Origin of the sequence: Lentzea sp. NBC_00516, from assembly GCF_036346835.1 — a bacterium.
Classification (GTDB): Bacteria; Actinomycetota; Actinomycetes; order Mycobacteriales; family Pseudonocardiaceae; genus Lentzea; species Lentzea sokolovensis.
Map to the genome: position 1 here is coordinate 5,874,903 of NZ_CP107840.1, position 13,945 is coordinate 5,888,847.

The 13,945-nt window shown below is 69.6% G+C and carries 14 protein-coding genes; 10 read left to right on the top strand and 4 right to left on the bottom strand.

Annotated features, from left to right (window positions below; translation table 11 throughout):
* Positions 1-18: 18 nt before the first annotated feature.
* Positions 19-2,250: a catalase/peroxidase HPI gene (gene katG / locus OG205_RS26210; protein WP_330270712.1), complete on the top strand. Its 2,232-nt coding sequence runs from the start codon at positions 19-21 to the stop codon at positions 2,248-2,250.
* 57 nt (positions 2,251-2,307) lie between these two features.
* The gene (locus OG205_RS26215; RefSeq protein WP_330270713.1) at positions 2,308-3,339 is read left to right on the top strand and encodes an amidohydrolase family protein; all 1,032 of its coding nucleotides are present in this window, start codon (positions 2,308-2,310) and stop codon (positions 3,337-3,339) included.
* Positions 3,340-3,436: 97 nt separating this feature from the next.
* On the opposite strand, the gene OG205_RS26220 is transcribed toward OG205_RS26215, so the two are convergent.
* On the bottom strand, positions 3,437-4,078 hold the full coding sequence (locus tag OG205_RS26220; protein ID WP_330270714.1) for a DedA family protein: 642 nt from the start codon (positions 4,076-4,078) through the stop codon (positions 3,437-3,439).
* Positions 4,079-4,241: 163 nt separating this feature from the next.
* On the opposite strand from OG205_RS26220, the gene OG205_RS26225 reads away from it, so the two are divergent.
* From OG205_RS26225 to OG205_RS26250, 6 genes are all read left to right on the top strand, one after another.
* Positions 4,242-5,366 carry a sensor histidine kinase gene (locus tag OG205_RS26225; RefSeq protein ID WP_330270715.1) on the top strand — a complete coding sequence of 375 codons (1,125 nt, stop codon included), beginning with the start codon at positions 4,242-4,244 and terminating at the stop codon, positions 5,364-5,366.
* Positions 5,357-6,001, top strand: a complete 645-nt coding sequence (locus OG205_RS26230) for a response regulator transcription factor (protein ID WP_330270716.1) — start codon at positions 5,357-5,359, stop codon at positions 5,999-6,001. The genes OG205_RS26225 and OG205_RS26230 overlap by 10 nt, the downstream gene beginning before the upstream one ends.
* On the top strand, positions 6,001-6,789 hold the full coding sequence (locus OG205_RS26235; RefSeq protein ID WP_330270717.1) for a phosphotransferase family protein: 789 nt from the start codon (positions 6,001-6,003) through the stop codon (positions 6,787-6,789). The genes OG205_RS26230 and OG205_RS26235 overlap by 1 nt, the downstream gene beginning before the upstream one ends.
* Positions 6,790-7,203: 414 nt before the next feature.
* A complete protein-coding gene (locus tag OG205_RS26240) occupies positions 7,204-8,706 on the top strand; it encodes a beta-xylosidase (protein WP_330270718.1) in 1,503 nt (500 codons plus the stop codon).
* 48 nt (positions 8,707-8,754) lie between these two features.
* Positions 8,755-10,071: a hypothetical protein gene (locus tag OG205_RS26245; RefSeq protein WP_330270719.1), complete on the top strand. Its 1,317-nt coding sequence runs from the start codon at positions 8,755-8,757 to the stop codon at positions 10,069-10,071.
* Between the two features lie 37 nt (positions 10,072-10,108).
* Entirely contained in the window at positions 10,109-10,627 is a 519-nt protein-coding gene (locus OG205_RS26250; RefSeq protein WP_330270720.1) for a pyridoxamine 5'-phosphate oxidase family protein, read from the top strand.
* On the opposite strand, the gene OG205_RS26255 is transcribed toward OG205_RS26250, so the two are convergent.
* Together OG205_RS26255 and OG205_RS26260 are read right to left on the bottom strand one after the other, a co-directional pair.
* The gene (locus tag OG205_RS26255) at positions 10,605-11,402 is read right to left on the bottom strand and encodes an NmrA family NAD(P)-binding protein (RefSeq protein WP_330270721.1); all 798 of its coding nucleotides are present in this window, start codon (positions 11,400-11,402) and stop codon (positions 10,605-10,607) included. The two genes, OG205_RS26250 and OG205_RS26255, sit on opposite strands and share 23 nt — an antisense overlap.
* Positions 11,390-11,779: a nuclear transport factor 2 family protein gene (locus OG205_RS26260; protein ID WP_330270722.1), complete on the bottom strand. Its 390-nt coding sequence runs from the start codon at positions 11,777-11,779 to the stop codon at positions 11,390-11,392. The genes OG205_RS26255 and OG205_RS26260 overlap by 13 nt, the downstream gene beginning before the upstream one ends.
* Positions 11,780-11,874: 95 nt before the next feature.
* On the opposite strand from OG205_RS26260, the gene OG205_RS26265 reads away from it, so the two are divergent.
* Positions 11,875-12,462: a TetR/AcrR family transcriptional regulator gene (locus OG205_RS26265; protein ID WP_218164533.1), complete on the top strand. Its 588-nt coding sequence runs from the start codon at positions 11,875-11,877 to the stop codon at positions 12,460-12,462.
* Here OG205_RS26265 and OG205_RS26270 read toward each other — a convergent pair.
* Complete coding sequence (locus OG205_RS26270; RefSeq protein ID WP_330270723.1) at positions 12,453-13,502, bottom strand: alkene reductase; 1,050 nt, start codon at positions 13,500-13,502, stop codon at positions 12,453-12,455. The two genes, OG205_RS26265 and OG205_RS26270, sit on opposite strands and share 10 nt — an antisense overlap.
* Positions 13,503-13,562: 60 nt before the next feature.
* Between OG205_RS26270 and OG205_RS26275 the strand changes: the two genes are divergently transcribed.
* On the top strand, positions 13,563-13,934 hold the full coding sequence (locus OG205_RS26275) for a MerR family transcriptional regulator (RefSeq protein ID WP_330270724.1): 372 nt from the start codon (positions 13,563-13,565) through the stop codon (positions 13,932-13,934).
* The last annotated feature ends 11 nt before the right edge of the window (positions 13,935-13,945 follow it).

Sequence of the window (13,945 nt, forward strand, 5' to 3'; positions counted from 1 at the left end):
ACACCCGGAAGGATTCCCGTGTCCGACAGCACTGACGCCAAGCTGGCAGACCTGAACGAGGAGGAGGCCGGCGGCTGCCCGGTCGCGCACGGTCGCATCAGCCACCCCAGTGAGGGCGGCAGCAACCGAGACTGGTGGCCCAACCAGCTCAACCTCCGAATCCTGCGCAAGCACCCCGTCCAGGCGGACCCGTTCGGCGGTGAGCTCGACTACGGCCAGGAGTTCCTGACCGTCGACCTCGACGAGCTGGCGCGCGACGTCGACGCCGTGCTGACCGAGTCGAAGGACTGGTGGCCCGCGGACTTCGGGCACTACGGCCCGTTCATGATCCGCATGGCGTGGCACAGCGCGGGCACCTACCGCACCCACGACGGCCGCGGTGGCGCCGGCGCGGGCATGCAGCGCTTCGCCCCGCTGAACAGCTGGCCGGACAACGGCAACCTGGACAAGGCCCGCCGTCTGCTGTGGCCGGTGAAGAAGAAGTGGGGCAAGAAGGTCTCCTGGGCCGACCTCATGATCTTCACGGGCAACCGCGCGCTGGAGACCATGGGCTTCGAGACCTTCGGCTTCGCCGGCGGCCGCGCGGACGTGTGGGAGCCGGACGAGGACGTCTACTGGGGCCCGGAGACCACGTGGCTCGGCGGCGACGCCCGCTACAGCGGTGAGCGCGACCTCGAGTCGCCGCTCGCGGCCGTCCAGATGGGCCTGATCTACGTCAACCCCGAGGGCCCGAACGGCAACCCGGACCCGCTGGCCTCCGCCCGCGACATCCGCGAGACGTTCGGCCGCATGGGCATGAACGACGAGGAGACCGTCGCGCTCATCGCCGGCGGCCACACCTTCGGCAAGGCGCACGGCGCGGGCGACCCGGACCTCGTCGGCGCGGAGCCCGAGGGCTCGCTGATGGACTCGCAGGGCTTCGGCTGGATCAGCACGCACGGCACCGGCAAGGGCCGTGACGCCATCACCTCCGGCCTGGAGGTGACCTGGACGCAGCAGCCCACCAAGTGGACGAACCTGTTCTTCAAGAACCTCTTCGCGTTCGAGTGGGAGCTCACCAAGTCCCCGGCCGGCGCGCACCAGTGGAAGCCGAAGGACGGCGCGGGCGCCAACACGGTGCCGGACCCCGAGGACGGCACCCTCAACCGCGTTCCGCAGATGCTGACCACGGACCTCGCGCTGCGCTTCGACCCGATCTACGAGCCGATCTCGCGCAAGTTCGCGGAGAGCCACGAGGCGTTCGCCGAGGCCTTCTCCCGTGCGTGGTTCAAGCTGACCCACCGCGACATGGGCCCGATCCAGCGCTACCTCGGCGCGCAGGTGCCGCAGGAGGAGCTGATCTGGCAGGACCGCCTGCCGGTCGCCGACCACGAGGTCATCTCCGCTGACGACGCGACGTCGCTGAAGGCGAAGATCCTCGAGTCCGGCCTTTCGGTCTCGCAGCTCGTCAAGACCGCGTGGGCCTCGGCCTCGTCGTTCCGCCAGAGCGACAAGCGCGGCGGCGCCAACGGTGCGCGCATCCGCCTCGAGCCGCAGCGCGGCTGGGAGGTCAACGAGCCCGACCAGCTCGCGCAGGTCCTGCGCACGCTGGAAGGCGTGCAGGAGGCGTTCAACGCCGCCCAGTCGGGCGGCAAGAAGGTCTCGCTGGCCGACCTGATCGTCCTCGGCGGTGCCGCGGCGATCGAGCAGGCCGCCAAGGCCGCGGGCCACGACGTCGAGGTGCCGTTCCTCGCGGGCCGCACCGACGCCACCCAGGAACAGACCGACGCCGAGTCGTTCGCCGTCCTGGAGCCCACGATCGACGGCTTCCGCAACTACCGCGGCAAGGGCCACCCGCTGCCGTCGGAGTACCTCCTCGTCGACAAGGCGAACCTGCTCGGCCTCTCCGCACCGGAGCTGACCGTGCTGGTAGGCGGCCTGCGCGTGCTGGGCGCCAACCACGGCGGTTCGACCGCGGGCGTGCTCACGGCCAAGCCGGAGACGCTGACCAACGACTTCTTCGTGAACCTCCTCGACATGGAGACGGAGTGGAAGTCGGTCACCGAGGACCAGGAGAACTTCGAGGGCCGCGACCGCTCCACCGGCGCCGTCCGCTGGACCGGCACCCGCAACGACCTGGTGTTCGGCTCGAACTCCGAGCTGCGCGCCATCGCCGAGGTCTACGCGAGTGACGACGCCTCCGCGAAGTTCGCCCAGGACTTCGTCGTCGCGTGGAACAAGGTCATGAACGCGGACCGCTACGACGTCTGATCCAGCCCCTCCCAGGTACCCCAGGCCACTCCCCCGGCCTGGGGTACCTTCGTCTTCATGGGGGTCACGATCTCGGGGACTGCTCTGCCTTCGCGCGCTCAGGTCTCGTTCGTCGTGGACGGAGACCGGCTGCGCACCACACCTTCGTCCACTGCGGACTCCCTGTGGCTGCTGCCGGGGCTGACCGACGTGCACTCGCACGCCGGCATGGAGAAGCCCGGCGACGACTACTCGCACTCGATGTTCCGCCGGCACATGCTCGCGCACCGCGCGGCCGGGGTGCTGACCGTGCGGTCGCCCGGTTCGCCAGATCCGCTGCCGGACCGGCCGGACGATCCCGATCTGCCTCGCCTGGTGCGCGGCGGCGCCTGGCTCGCCACGCCCGGACGGTTCTTCCCGTCCTACGGCAGGCGGGTCTCCGAGGAGGAGCTGGTCGCCGCCGCGGTCGAAGAGGCCGCGGTGGGGTGGTGCAAGGTGATCGGCGACTGGATGCCGGACGATCCCCCTGTGCCGCTGGACCTTCTGACCGCTGTGGTCTCGGCAGTGCACGCCACCGGCGGACGCGTCGCCGTGCACTGCCAGACAGCCGAGGGGTGCCGCAACGCCGTGCTGGCCGGAGCGGACAGTCTCGAGCACGGGATGCACCTCGATCATTCACTTCTTCCTCGGATGGCGGCTCAGGGGACTGCTCTGGTGCCGACCTTCTCGGCTTTCGCCAAGGCGGCGTCAGGCTTGCACGATGTTCCGGACCCGCGGTTGCGGGAGTGGCTGCTCGGCGGGTGGGAGCACGCGTTTCCCACCGTGCGGGCGGCGCACGAAGCCGGGGTGACCGTGCTGGCGGGAACCGACGACAAGCCCTGCGGCGAGGTGGCGGGTGAGATCTCGTGGCTGATCAAGGCCGGGATGCCGGTGGAGGCCGCCATCGGGGCCGGGTCGTGGACCGCGCGGGAGTGGCTGGGGCTGCCTGGGCTGGAGGACGGCGGGTTCGCCGACGTGGTGGCCTACGACGCGGACCCGGTCGAGGATCCGTCCGTGCTGACGCGTCCCAGCCTGATCGTGTTGCGCGGCAACGTCATCGCTGACGCCTGACACCACGATCGAACTGACGACGCGGCTCGCAGCGATCGCACGAAGCCGAGAATGCCGGCTCTGACGCGGGGCGGCCGGATTGTGTTGCGCGGCAGCATCAGCGCTTCACGCGCGGTAAGACGGCCGTCGCCTCCGGGTCGCCCGAGGAGCGCCGGCGCAGGCGGGTGACGACGAAGAGCGTGATGGCGACGACTACCGCGGCGATCACGAGCTTCTGGAAGATTCCCGCGTAGGACTCGACTCGGTGCCAGTTCTCGCCCAGCACATAGCCGGCTCCTACGAAGATGGTGTTCCAGATCAGGCTGCCCAGCGTGGTGAGCAAGAGGAACTTCGGGAAGTTCATGCGTTCCACGCCCGCGGGCAGCGAGATGAAGCTGCGGAACAGCGGCACCATTCGACCTAAGAACACGGCCTTGGTGCCGTGGCGGGAGAACCAGGCTTCGGTCTTGTCGAAGTCCGATACGCGGACCAGCGGGATTCGGGCTACCAGTGCGCGGGTTCTGGTACGGCCCAGGAGCATGCCCGCCAGGTAGACGATGACGGCTCCCGCCACGGAGCCGAGGGTGGTCCAGAACAGGGCCGCCGGCAGGCTGAACACGCCTTTGCTCGCGGAGAAGCCGGCCAGGGGCAGCACCAGTTCGCTCGGGATGGGCGGGAACAGGTTGTCCAGGCCCACGACCACGGCCGCGCCCACTCCTCCCAGTGACTCCATCAGCGAGACGGCCCATTCAGCCAGCATTGGATTTCCCTTCACACAAAGGCGATTCGGTCGGGGTCCACGTTAGGAATGGGTGACACGCCGGACCATGAGGTTGTCCGTCGGGAATCGTGGGGGAAACCGCAGGGCGATACTGCGGTAAACCGCAATGCCCGGGATCGGATGGGCCAGTACGGTGGCGAATGTGCATCAGGAGGGGCAGCTCAGTGCGGGTTCTCCGGTGCGCGGCTGGTTCCGGATGCTCGCCGGGCTCACGATCGGTTCGGTGACGGGGCTGCTGGGTCTCGCCGCCGCGGCCGTCGACGTGGGTGTGGTCGGGCAGACCGAATACGAGTTGGGCCGGATCGCGCGGTTCGACCGGGCCGTGCACACGAACCCGCTGACGCGAAAGGGATGCCGTCGTTACCTCGCGGTGCGGTGGCTGGTCGGCGCGCTCGGCGCGGGCGTGATCTGGATGCTGGCGTTCTGGTACGCCGTCGCGATCTCGATGGTGACGGCGTGTCTCTTCGACGGCGACTGGAGCCTGATCGAGGACGGGGATCGTGTCACCCTCGAACTGATCGCGCTGGTGGCGATTCCGGGTGCGCTGGTCATCTTCGTGACCACGGCCGGGGTGGTCGGGGTGGCGGTGCTGGACCGCTGGCTCGCCACCGCGATGCTCGGGACGAGTCAGCAAACGCTGCTGCGGCAACGGGTCGCGGAGCTGACGAGCACGCGGGCCGAGGTGATCGAGGCGATCGACGACGAGCGCCGGCGCATCGAACGCGACCTGCACGACGGCGTTCAGCAGCGGCTCGTCGCGCTCGGCATGCTGATCGGCAGGGCTCGCCGGGCCAAGGGTGAGGAGCAGCTGCAGGAGTTGCTGCAGCAGGCGCATCTCACGGCGGGCGAGGCCATCGACGAACTGCGCGAGGTCGCCACCCGCGTCTACCCCGCCGTGCTCGACGACTCGGGGCTGGACACGGCGCTCGAGGTGCTGGCGGAGCGGTCGAGCGTGCGCGTCGCGATCAGCAACGAGCTCAAGGCGTCGCCCGGCACGGCACTGGAGACGGTGATCTACTTCGTGGCGTCCGAAGCGGTCAACAACGCGGCCAAGCACGCCGATCCGACGGTCGTGGAGATCTCCGTCTGGCCGACGCCCGGCGACATCACGGTGATGGTGTGGGACGACGGCTTCGGAGGCGCGGATCCCACCGGCACCGGGCTGTCCGGGCTGGCCAGGAGAGTCAAGGCGGTGGACGGCACGTTCGAGGTGACCAGTCCTGAAGGCGGTCCCACCACGATCTACGCGAGGTTGCCGTGCGAGTGATCCTGGCCGAGGACTCGACGCTGCTGCGCGAGGGCCTGATCCGGTTGCTCGCCGAGGAGGACCACGACGTCGTGGCCGCCGTCGGCACCGCGCCGGAGCTGATCAAGGCCACCGAGGAGCACCGGCCGGACATCGTGGTCACCGACGTCCGGATGCCGCCGGACCACAAGGACGACGGCATGCGTGCCGCGCTGGAGATCCGCGAGCGGTGGCCGGAGGTCAGCGTCCTCGTGCTGTCCCAGTACGTCGAGAACCGCTACGCCACCGAGCTGATCACCAGCACCGGCGGCAAGGTCGGCTACCTGCTCAAGGACCGCGTGGCGCAGGTGGACGAGTTCCTGGAGGCGCTGGACAGGGTCGCGGCGGGCGGCGCGGCGTTCGACCCGGAGGTCGTGCGCAGGCTGCTGACCAGGACCACCCACGTCGACCCGCTCGAAACGCTGACGGCGAGGGAGAAGGCCGTCCTCGAACTGATGGCCCAAGGCCTCACGAACGCCCGCATCTCCACGCAGCTGCACATCTCGCAGAGCGCCGCGGAAAAGCACATCAACGCCATCTTCGACAAGCTCGGCCTCTCCGGCTCGTCCGGCGTGAGCCGCCGCGTGATGGCCGTCGTCCGATACCTGGGCAGCTGATGACAGTCGAGGACCTGCTCAGGACGCCGGGTGCGGAACTGGCGCGCGGCACGTTCAACGATGCCGTTGTGGTGCAGGGGAAGTGGGTCGCCCGGTTCCCCCGCAGAGACCTCGTGGACGCGAGGCGTCGCGCGCGGGCACTCCGCCTGATCTCACGCCTGGACCTGCCGTTCGCCGTGCCGGAGGTCATCGAGGACCGGCTGGACCTGCCGCTCGGCGAGGCTCACGTCGTCCTCTCCTACGTGCCCGGCGAGCCCGCGGAGACCGCGAGCGACGAGGCCGTCCGCGAGGTGCTGGACGCGCTCGCCGCAGTGGAACCGGACGCCGAACTCGGTGCGCTGCTTGATGAACCGCTGCACCACGCGGGCGGCCGGCGGGCAGCGGAGGAGATCACCGAGCTGGTGTTCCCGCTGCTCGACGCCGACGAACGCGCCCAGGCCTCGCAAGTCCTGCAACGGTTCGCGGACCTGCCGGAGGTGACGGGATTCGTGCACGGCGACCTGGCACCGGTGAACCTGCGCCGGCACAACGGAAAGATCAGCGGAATCATCGACTGGGACTTCGCCTGTGCCGGCGATCCGGCCCTCGACGCGGCCGCGTTCGCCGGCTACGGCTGGCCACTGGTCAAGCGGGTCCGGCCCGGCCTCTACGAACGGTCGCGCACGCACGCCGCGATGTTCCCGCTGACCGGCGCGGTGTCCGCGCTCCGGCAGGGCGGTGACCCGGCGAAGTTCCTAGCCTGGTTCCGCCGCCGCTGCGCGGTCCGCGAGCACCCACCGGCCAGCTGAGCTGAAGGCAGGCAGGCTCTCCGCCAACGACACGGGTGTGCTCATCGTCACAGACACGAAGCGCACGGTCACCGGCGCCGAAGCGTTCCGGGTTCTACGGGGCCGGCGACAGGCTCGACGACCTCCCGCTGACCCCAGGTTCGTCCTGCTCAGCACCGCCGCAGCAGCCTGGCCCGGCTCGGCTGCCATCGGTCGTGCAGAACCCCGGAGACCTGGTGCCACCACGCACGTTCCAGCCACAAATCCGGCTAACACCGGTGCGTCTCCGTTGGCGCCTCAAACCGCCGAAATTGTGCTCTTGGGCAGCGGAATCGCGCTTGTCGCGGCGACGAGAAGGACTAATCGAGAGGGCATGAATCGGTTTGCGCCAACGCACTTCACCCGTACGGAGGACCTGATCACTATGATGGGTGAGTGCCCCTGAGTCGTCGACCTCTCGCGTTACTCGCTGCGCTCGCGCTGGTCAGTGCGGTTACAGCGTGCACCAACGCGGCGGTCGGCGACCCGGTCGGAGCACCGTCTGAGCAGACCAAGCCCACTTCGTCGAAGAAGCCGGCAAAGGCGTCGCCTCCCAGGGACAACCTCAAGCTCACCGCGGAGAACGGCCGCCAGAGCGGTGGCACGGTGATCGCCGGGGCCGGGGACGCGCCGTACAACTACGCGCCCGCCGTGATGCTCGAAAGCGGCAAGGTGCGCGCGTGGTGGTGCAGCCAGCTGAGCGCGGCACCGCCCGGCGGCGACGACATCCTCTACAGCGAGGGCCCGTCCGTCGGTGGACCGTTCTCGACGGCGGCACCGGTGTTCTCCGGCAGCGGCGGCAGCTTCGACGCGATGCACACCTGCGACCCGTCGTTGATCAAGATCGGCGGCGTCTACTACATGTATTACACGGGCGCCTCGCGGGACAACCACGCGAACGGCAGCTCGGCGGGCGTCGCGTCCAGCAAGGACGGCATCACCTGGACGCGCGAGAACGGCGGCCAGGCGATCCTCGGCCCGGCCGGTGACAACATCCGCGAGAACACCTACGGCGCGGGCCAGCAGTCGGCGATCTACCTCGACGGCTGGGTGTACCTGATGTTCACCGACACCACCGGCCTCGCCTCGCACCAGAACGGCGCGGGCCAGTACGTGCTGCGCTCGAAGGACCCGACGTTCGCCAAGGGCGTCGAGGCGCTCGGCCAGCAGGGCTTCAAGCCGGTGACGTCGAACAACGGGCCGCGCACCCGGTCGGTGGTCGAGGCGTTCAGCGCGGACTGGATGTGGATCGACGCGGTGTCGTCGTTCGCCATCGCCCACGAGACCGACAACGGCACCACCATCACGTTCTGGAACAGGGACTTCACCCGCCACCCGTTCGAGCCCGTGCTGATCCCCGGTCCGTGGAAGGAAGGCCCCGGCCTCCTGCGCACGCCCGAAGGCCACGCGCCGATCGACGCCAAGGACCCGTGCGGCCGAGTCGCGATCGACGTGCTGCGCGGCACCGTCGACGGCCCTGCGGGACCGACGAACATCTCCCACTTCGGCATCGACGTGAAGGGCACCAGGGGATGCGCCACCGCGGCCGAGGCGAGGGTTCTCAACGGCTTCGCGGTGCCCTCCCCGGAACGCACGCTCGACGTCATCGCGGGCGGCAACCTGATGCGGTTCGAACGCCGCTCGGTGGCCGAGAAGTTCTCCCGCGGCGTGCTCGGCACCCGTCCGCAGGGCGTCGAGTCGTTCAACCTCACGGCCAAGGTCCCGGCCGGTGCGCCCGCGGTGAGCAGCCCGGACGGCGCGGTCGGGCTGCTGCTCGACGGCAAGCTGTGGGTGGTCGGCTCGACGGAGCTCGCGGCGCTGAACTCGTCCCAGATCAGCACGGTGTCCGCCGAGCAGTGGGCGGCGTACGAGCGCCTGCCGGACCTCGTCAGGCCCTGACCGGCTACGTTCTCCCCTGGCTCGAAATCGGACACGGGGGACCGACTGATGGCTTTCACGGTGCAACGGCCCAGTGCGCTCGCGGACAGCGTGCTGCCGCAGCCGGACGAACCGCGGCACGAACTGGCGTGGCTGGGTCTCCTGGGCGGGTTCGTCGCCGCGATGGCGTTCCTGCTGCTCATCCCGGCCGGCTGGTCCCGGCTCGACCACCTGTGGGCCGAGGACGGCGCCCGGTTCATGGTCGACGCCGTCCGCTCGCCCGTGCTGTCGAACCTGACCGACCCGTACGGCGGCTACCTGCACATGCTGCCGCGCCTGGTCGCCCAACTAGTCGCGCTGCTGCCGCTGGAGTGGACGGCCGCGGGGTTCGCGGTCTGCGCCGCGGTGTTGCGGGCGCTCATCGCGTTGATCACGTTCGCGGCCTCGAAGGCGTACCTGAAGTCGACACCGATGCGGTTCGCGCTGGCCGCGCTCGTCATCGTGTTGCCGGCGGGCAACTCCGAGACGTTGAACAACATGGCGAACCTGCACTGGTTCCTGCTCTACGGCGCCTTCTGGGCGTTGTTGTGGCGCAACGCCCCGCGCGTGCCGATCGCGCTGTTCGTGGTCCTCGCCGCCCTGACGAGCCCGCTGGTGTTCATCCTGGCGCCGATCGCGCTCCTGCGGCTCTTCCAGCCGCGCAAGGAGGTGCCGATCGCGTTCCTCGCCGGGCTGGCCGTGCAGGGGCTGACGATGCTGTTCGCGTCGCGCACGCCGTACTCGCACGACGAGGTCGACCCGGTGCAGGTGCTGCTGGCGAGCCTGCTGCGGGTGCCCGTGGTGGCGTTCACGGGATCCGAGCGGGCCGGCGAGCTCTACCCGGCGATGGGCAACCTGCTGATCTTCGGCTCGCTGCTGGCCGCCGCCGTGCCGATCGCGGCGGGCCTGCGGTTCGGTGACCGGGCCGGGCGGACGCTCGCGCTGGTCGCCAGTGCCTACTGCGTGATCCTCATCGTGGCGTGCCTGGTGCTGAACTGGACGCAGGTCCTGCAGGTGCAGGCGGAGGACGTGGTGATGGCCGCGCAGCGCTACAGCATCGCGCCGTGTCTGTTCCTGTTCACCGCGATCTTCGTGGGCCTCGACGCGACGCCGGCGAAGACGTGGGAACGCGCGGTGGTCGCCGGAAGCCGTTACCTGATCGGATTCCTCGTGGTGGTCAGCGTGTTCGCCTACATCCGGGAGCCGAAGACGGTGCTCACGGGCGTCGCGTGGGACGAGAGCCTCGCGAACGCCCGTGCGGAATGCGCTGCGGGAGCGACGGAAGCACGGCTGGAGCACGCGCCTGACGACTGGTTCTTCATGGTTCCGTGCGAATCGGTGCGCTGACTCGTCGAAAACGCGGTTCCTCGTTCGACGTAGTTGTATGACGAACTCGACGATCGACACCCGCAACCTCGACCAGTACGGCAACGCCGCTCTGCCGTGGAGCCAGGCACAGGACCTTCTCGCCACCGAGTCCGCGGCGAAGGACGTGCCGTTCTTCCTGAACACCGTGCGACCGGACGGCAGGCCGCACTCGGTCGGCATAGGCGCGATCTGGTTCGAGGACGCGCTGTACTTCGTGAGCGGGCTCGACACCCGCAAGTCGCGCAACCTGGCGGAGAATCCCGCCTGCACGATCTCGGTGCGGCTGACCGGAATGGACCTCGTGCTGGAGGGCGACGCGCGCCTGGTCGGCGACGAGTCCACTTTGGACAGGGTCGCCGCGAGGTACCGGGAGTCGGGCTGGCCCGCACAACGCGAGGGCGCGGCGTTCACCGCGCCCTTCATGGCGCCGAGCGGAGGCGCGGGACCCTGGTACGTCTACCGGATCACGTTGCACGGCGCGCACGCCGTGGCCACCGCGGGTCCGGGTGGCGCTACGCGCTGGACGTTCGCCTGACGAAGTCGCGGAACGACCGGGCGGGCCTGCCCGTCACGTCCTCGACGGTCGTGGCGACCCGGTCCTCCGCCCCACCGCGGATGTCCTCGTCGAGCGCGGCGAGGATGGCGGCGAACTCCTTCGGCAGCACCGACGCGATCCGTTCGGTCATCTCCTCCGTGCTCACCGAACGGTGCCGCACGGGCTTCCCGGTGACCTCGGTGATGATCGCGGCGGCATCGGCGTAGCTGAGCGCCTCTGGACCGGTGATCAGGTGCTCGGTGTTGTGCGGCAACGGATCCGTCAACGCCCGCGCGGCCACCGCGGCGATGTCGGCGGCGTCGATGAACCCGACCCTGCCGTCCCCGGTAGCGGTGACGATCTCACCGGACCGGACGCCCTGGGCGACGAGGTGGTCGCCGGTGAAGTTCTGCATGAACCACGACGGCCGTAGCACCGCCCACTCCGGCATGGCGCGCACGAGCGCCGGGAGAGCGCCCATCCCCGTGGCGCTCTCCGGCACCGCGGACGAGCTCAGCAGTACCACTCGCCGCACGAGCCGCGCTCGAGTGAGCAGCGACTCGACCACCGGCGCGGGATCGACGACGCCGACCGGGGGGATCAGGTAAAGACGATCTATCCCCTCCAGCGCGCGTTCAAACGTCGCCGGCACGTCCCAGTCGAACCGGACCTGGCCGGGCCGCACCGGTTTCCTGGTGCCGACTCGGGCGTCGGGCAGCAACGAGGCGAGGCGGCTGCCGGTCGTGCCGGTGCCGCCGATGATCAGTGCGACCACGCCAGGTCCTGCACCATCAGCGGGTTCCAGTAATCGCGGTAGCTCACGATCTCGCCGTCGCGGGTCGTGACCACGACGATGTAGGCGGCCCGGTACGGCTCTCCGGTCGCGACCACGACACCCTCGGCCTCGAACTCGGCGATGACGACGTCCGGGTCGGTGCTCTGGTGCACGACCTGCCTCGGGAAGCTCCGGATGTCGAGCTTCTTCGGGTAGTCGCGCACGTAGTCCTCGACCGCCGCGCGGCCCTCCAGCCTGGCCGGCCAACCGGGCGGGGCGAACGGGAACTCCGCCACGCCGTCCTCGGCCCACAGGCCGGCGAACCCGATCATGTCCTTGTCCAGCAGCAGTTGCAGTGCCCTCGGGATGAGGTCCACGAAAGCTCCTCAGATAGAAATGGACGAGACGGTTCCGTCCCGTCCACAACACTAGGCGGGACGGGACCGTCTCGTCCAGTCCTATGATGTGCGCCATGACCAAGCGCACCCCCACCGGAGCAGCCGTCCTGCAGCCCCAGGTGACGCAGGCGATCACCGACGCCGTGTTCGACGAGCTCGCCCTGCACGGCTACGGCCGGCTGTCGATGGAGGCCGTGGCCAAGCGCGCGGAGGTCGGCAAGAGCGCGCTGTACCGGCGATGGCCGTCCAAACAGGACATGGTGGTCGCGGCCCTGTCGGAGTTCTCCGTGCCACTGGCCGAGGTTCCGGACACCGGGTCGTTGCGCGGCGACCTGCTGGCGACGGTCACGGCCGTGCACGACTGGCTGACACACCCCCGGTTCGCCACGATCCTGCCCGACCTCACCGCCGAGGCCGTCCGCACTCCGGCGTTGTCCGACGCGATCGCCGCGACGATCGGCGAACCCCGGCGCGCGCTCGGCGCCGTGACGCTGAGGCGGGCGATCGACCGGGGCGAACTACCGGCGGATCTGGACTTCGAGATCGCCTTGGACCTGGTCGCGGCCCCGGTCTACTGGCGACTGTCGGTCCGGCGGGCCGAGGTCGAGCCCGACTACCTCGAACGGCTCGTCGACCACCTGCTGCGCGCGCTTCAGTGCTGATGGCTGGGGTAGTCGACGTACCCGGTGGGTGTCTGGAACCAGGTCTCCTGGTCGGAACTGGTGAGCGGCAGGCCCTGGCGGAACCGTTCGACCAGGTCGGGGTTGCCGATGTACGCGCGCCCGTAGCTGATCAGGTCGGCGCCGTTGGCGAGCCAGCGCTCCCCCTGCTCCTGGGTGCTCTCGTTCGGGCCGATCTGGCCGCCGGGGTTGAGGATGAACGCGCTCGGCCACGCCTTGCGCAACTCCATCAGCCGCTCGTCGTCCACGGTCGCCAGCACGTGGATGTAAGCCATGTCCGGCAACGCTTTCAGCAGCTCGCCGTAGAGCACGGGCACGTTCTCCTCGACGATGCCCTGGATCTCGCCGCCCGGTGAGAGCCGGATGCCGACGCGGTCAGGGCCGATGGCGTCCACGGCCGCTTCGACCGCTTCCACGGCGAACCGGATGCGGCCGCTGATCGAGCCGCCGTAGCCGTCGGTGCGCTCGTTGGCGCTGGAGGACAGGAACTGCTGGATCAGGTAGCCGTTCGCGCCGTGCAGCTCGACCCCGTCGAACCCGGCGTCGACGGCCTTGCGGGCCGCGTCCCCGAACGCCTGGACCTGGTCGGCGACCTCGGCCGCGGACAACGCGCGTGGCACCGGCGCGGGCTTCATGCCGGTAGGGGTGAACACGTCGGTGCCGGCCGCGATCGCCGACGGACCGACGGGCTGGTGCCCGGCGACCTCGGCGTGACCGATGCGGCCGCCGTGCATGAGCTGGGCGAAGATGCGTCCGCCGTTCGCGTGCACGGCGTCGGTGACCACGCGCCAGGCCGCGACCTGCTCGTCGGTGTGGACGCCCGGCATGAACGGACCGGCCTGGCCGACCGCGTTCGGGTGCACGCCTTCGGTGACGATGAGCCCGGCGGTGGCACGTTGGGCGTAGTAAGTGGCCGTGGCCTCGGTCGGTTTGCCATCAACGGCCCGTGCGCGGGTCATCGGCGCCATGACGAGGCGGTTCGGCAGGGTCAGGTTTCCGAGTTCGTAGCTCGTGAGCAGCATGAGAGCTACGCTAGAAACCTGACGTTGACGTCAGAGGTAGCTTTTGTGGCGGAGGTCTCAATGCGCATCGGTGAGCTGGCGGAACGCACAGGCGTGAGCGTGCGCGCGTTGCGCTACTACGAGGAGCAGCGCCTTCTCTCCTCCGAACGCAGCGGGAGCGGGCAGCGGAGATACGCCGAGAACGCCGTCGGCCGGGTCAAGCTGATCCAGCAGCTCTACGCCGCCGGGATCTCCAGCGCGTCGATCCTGGAGATGCTGCCGTGCGTGGTGACGGGGGTGGCGGCACCGGAGGTCCTGGCGAAGCTGCGCGGGCACCGCTCGTCGGTGGTGAAGCAGATCGAAGAGCTGCAGGAGACCCTCCTGCAGCTCGACACGGTGATCGCGGGCGCCACGAAGGCCTACACGACCGGGGTGCCGTGCCCGCCCAGCTGAGCGGGCACGGC

Bases quoted from the DNA above. Each gene is read 5' to 3' on its own strand.
- OG205_RS26215 (WP_330270713.1), top strand. From the start codon at position 2,308: ATGGGGGTCACGATCTCGGGGACTGCTCTGCCTTCGCGCGCTCAGGTC.
- OG205_RS26220 (WP_330270714.1), bottom strand. From the start codon at position 4,078: ATGCTGGCTGAATGGGCCGTCTCGCTGATGGAGTCACTGGGAGGAGTG.
- OG205_RS26235 (WP_330270717.1), top strand. From the start codon at position 6,001: ATGACAGTCGAGGACCTGCTCAGGACGCCGGGTGCGGAACTGGCGCGC.
- OG205_RS26245 (WP_330270719.1), top strand. From the start codon at position 8,755: ATGGCTTTCACGGTGCAACGGCCCAGTGCGCTCGCGGACAGCGTGCTG.
- OG205_RS26250 (WP_330270720.1), top strand. From the start codon at position 10,109: ATGACGAACTCGACGATCGACACCCGCAACCTCGACCAGTACGGCAAC.
- OG205_RS26265 (WP_218164533.1), top strand. From the start codon at position 11,875: ATGACCAAGCGCACCCCCACCGGAGCAGCCGTCCTGCAGCCCCAGGTG.
- OG205_RS26270 (WP_330270723.1), bottom strand. From the start codon at position 13,502: ATGCTGCTCACGAGCTACGAACTCGGAAACCTGACCCTGCCGAACCGC.
- OG205_RS26275 (WP_330270724.1), top strand. From the start codon at position 13,563: ATGCGCATCGGTGAGCTGGCGGAACGCACAGGCGTGAGCGTGCGCGCG.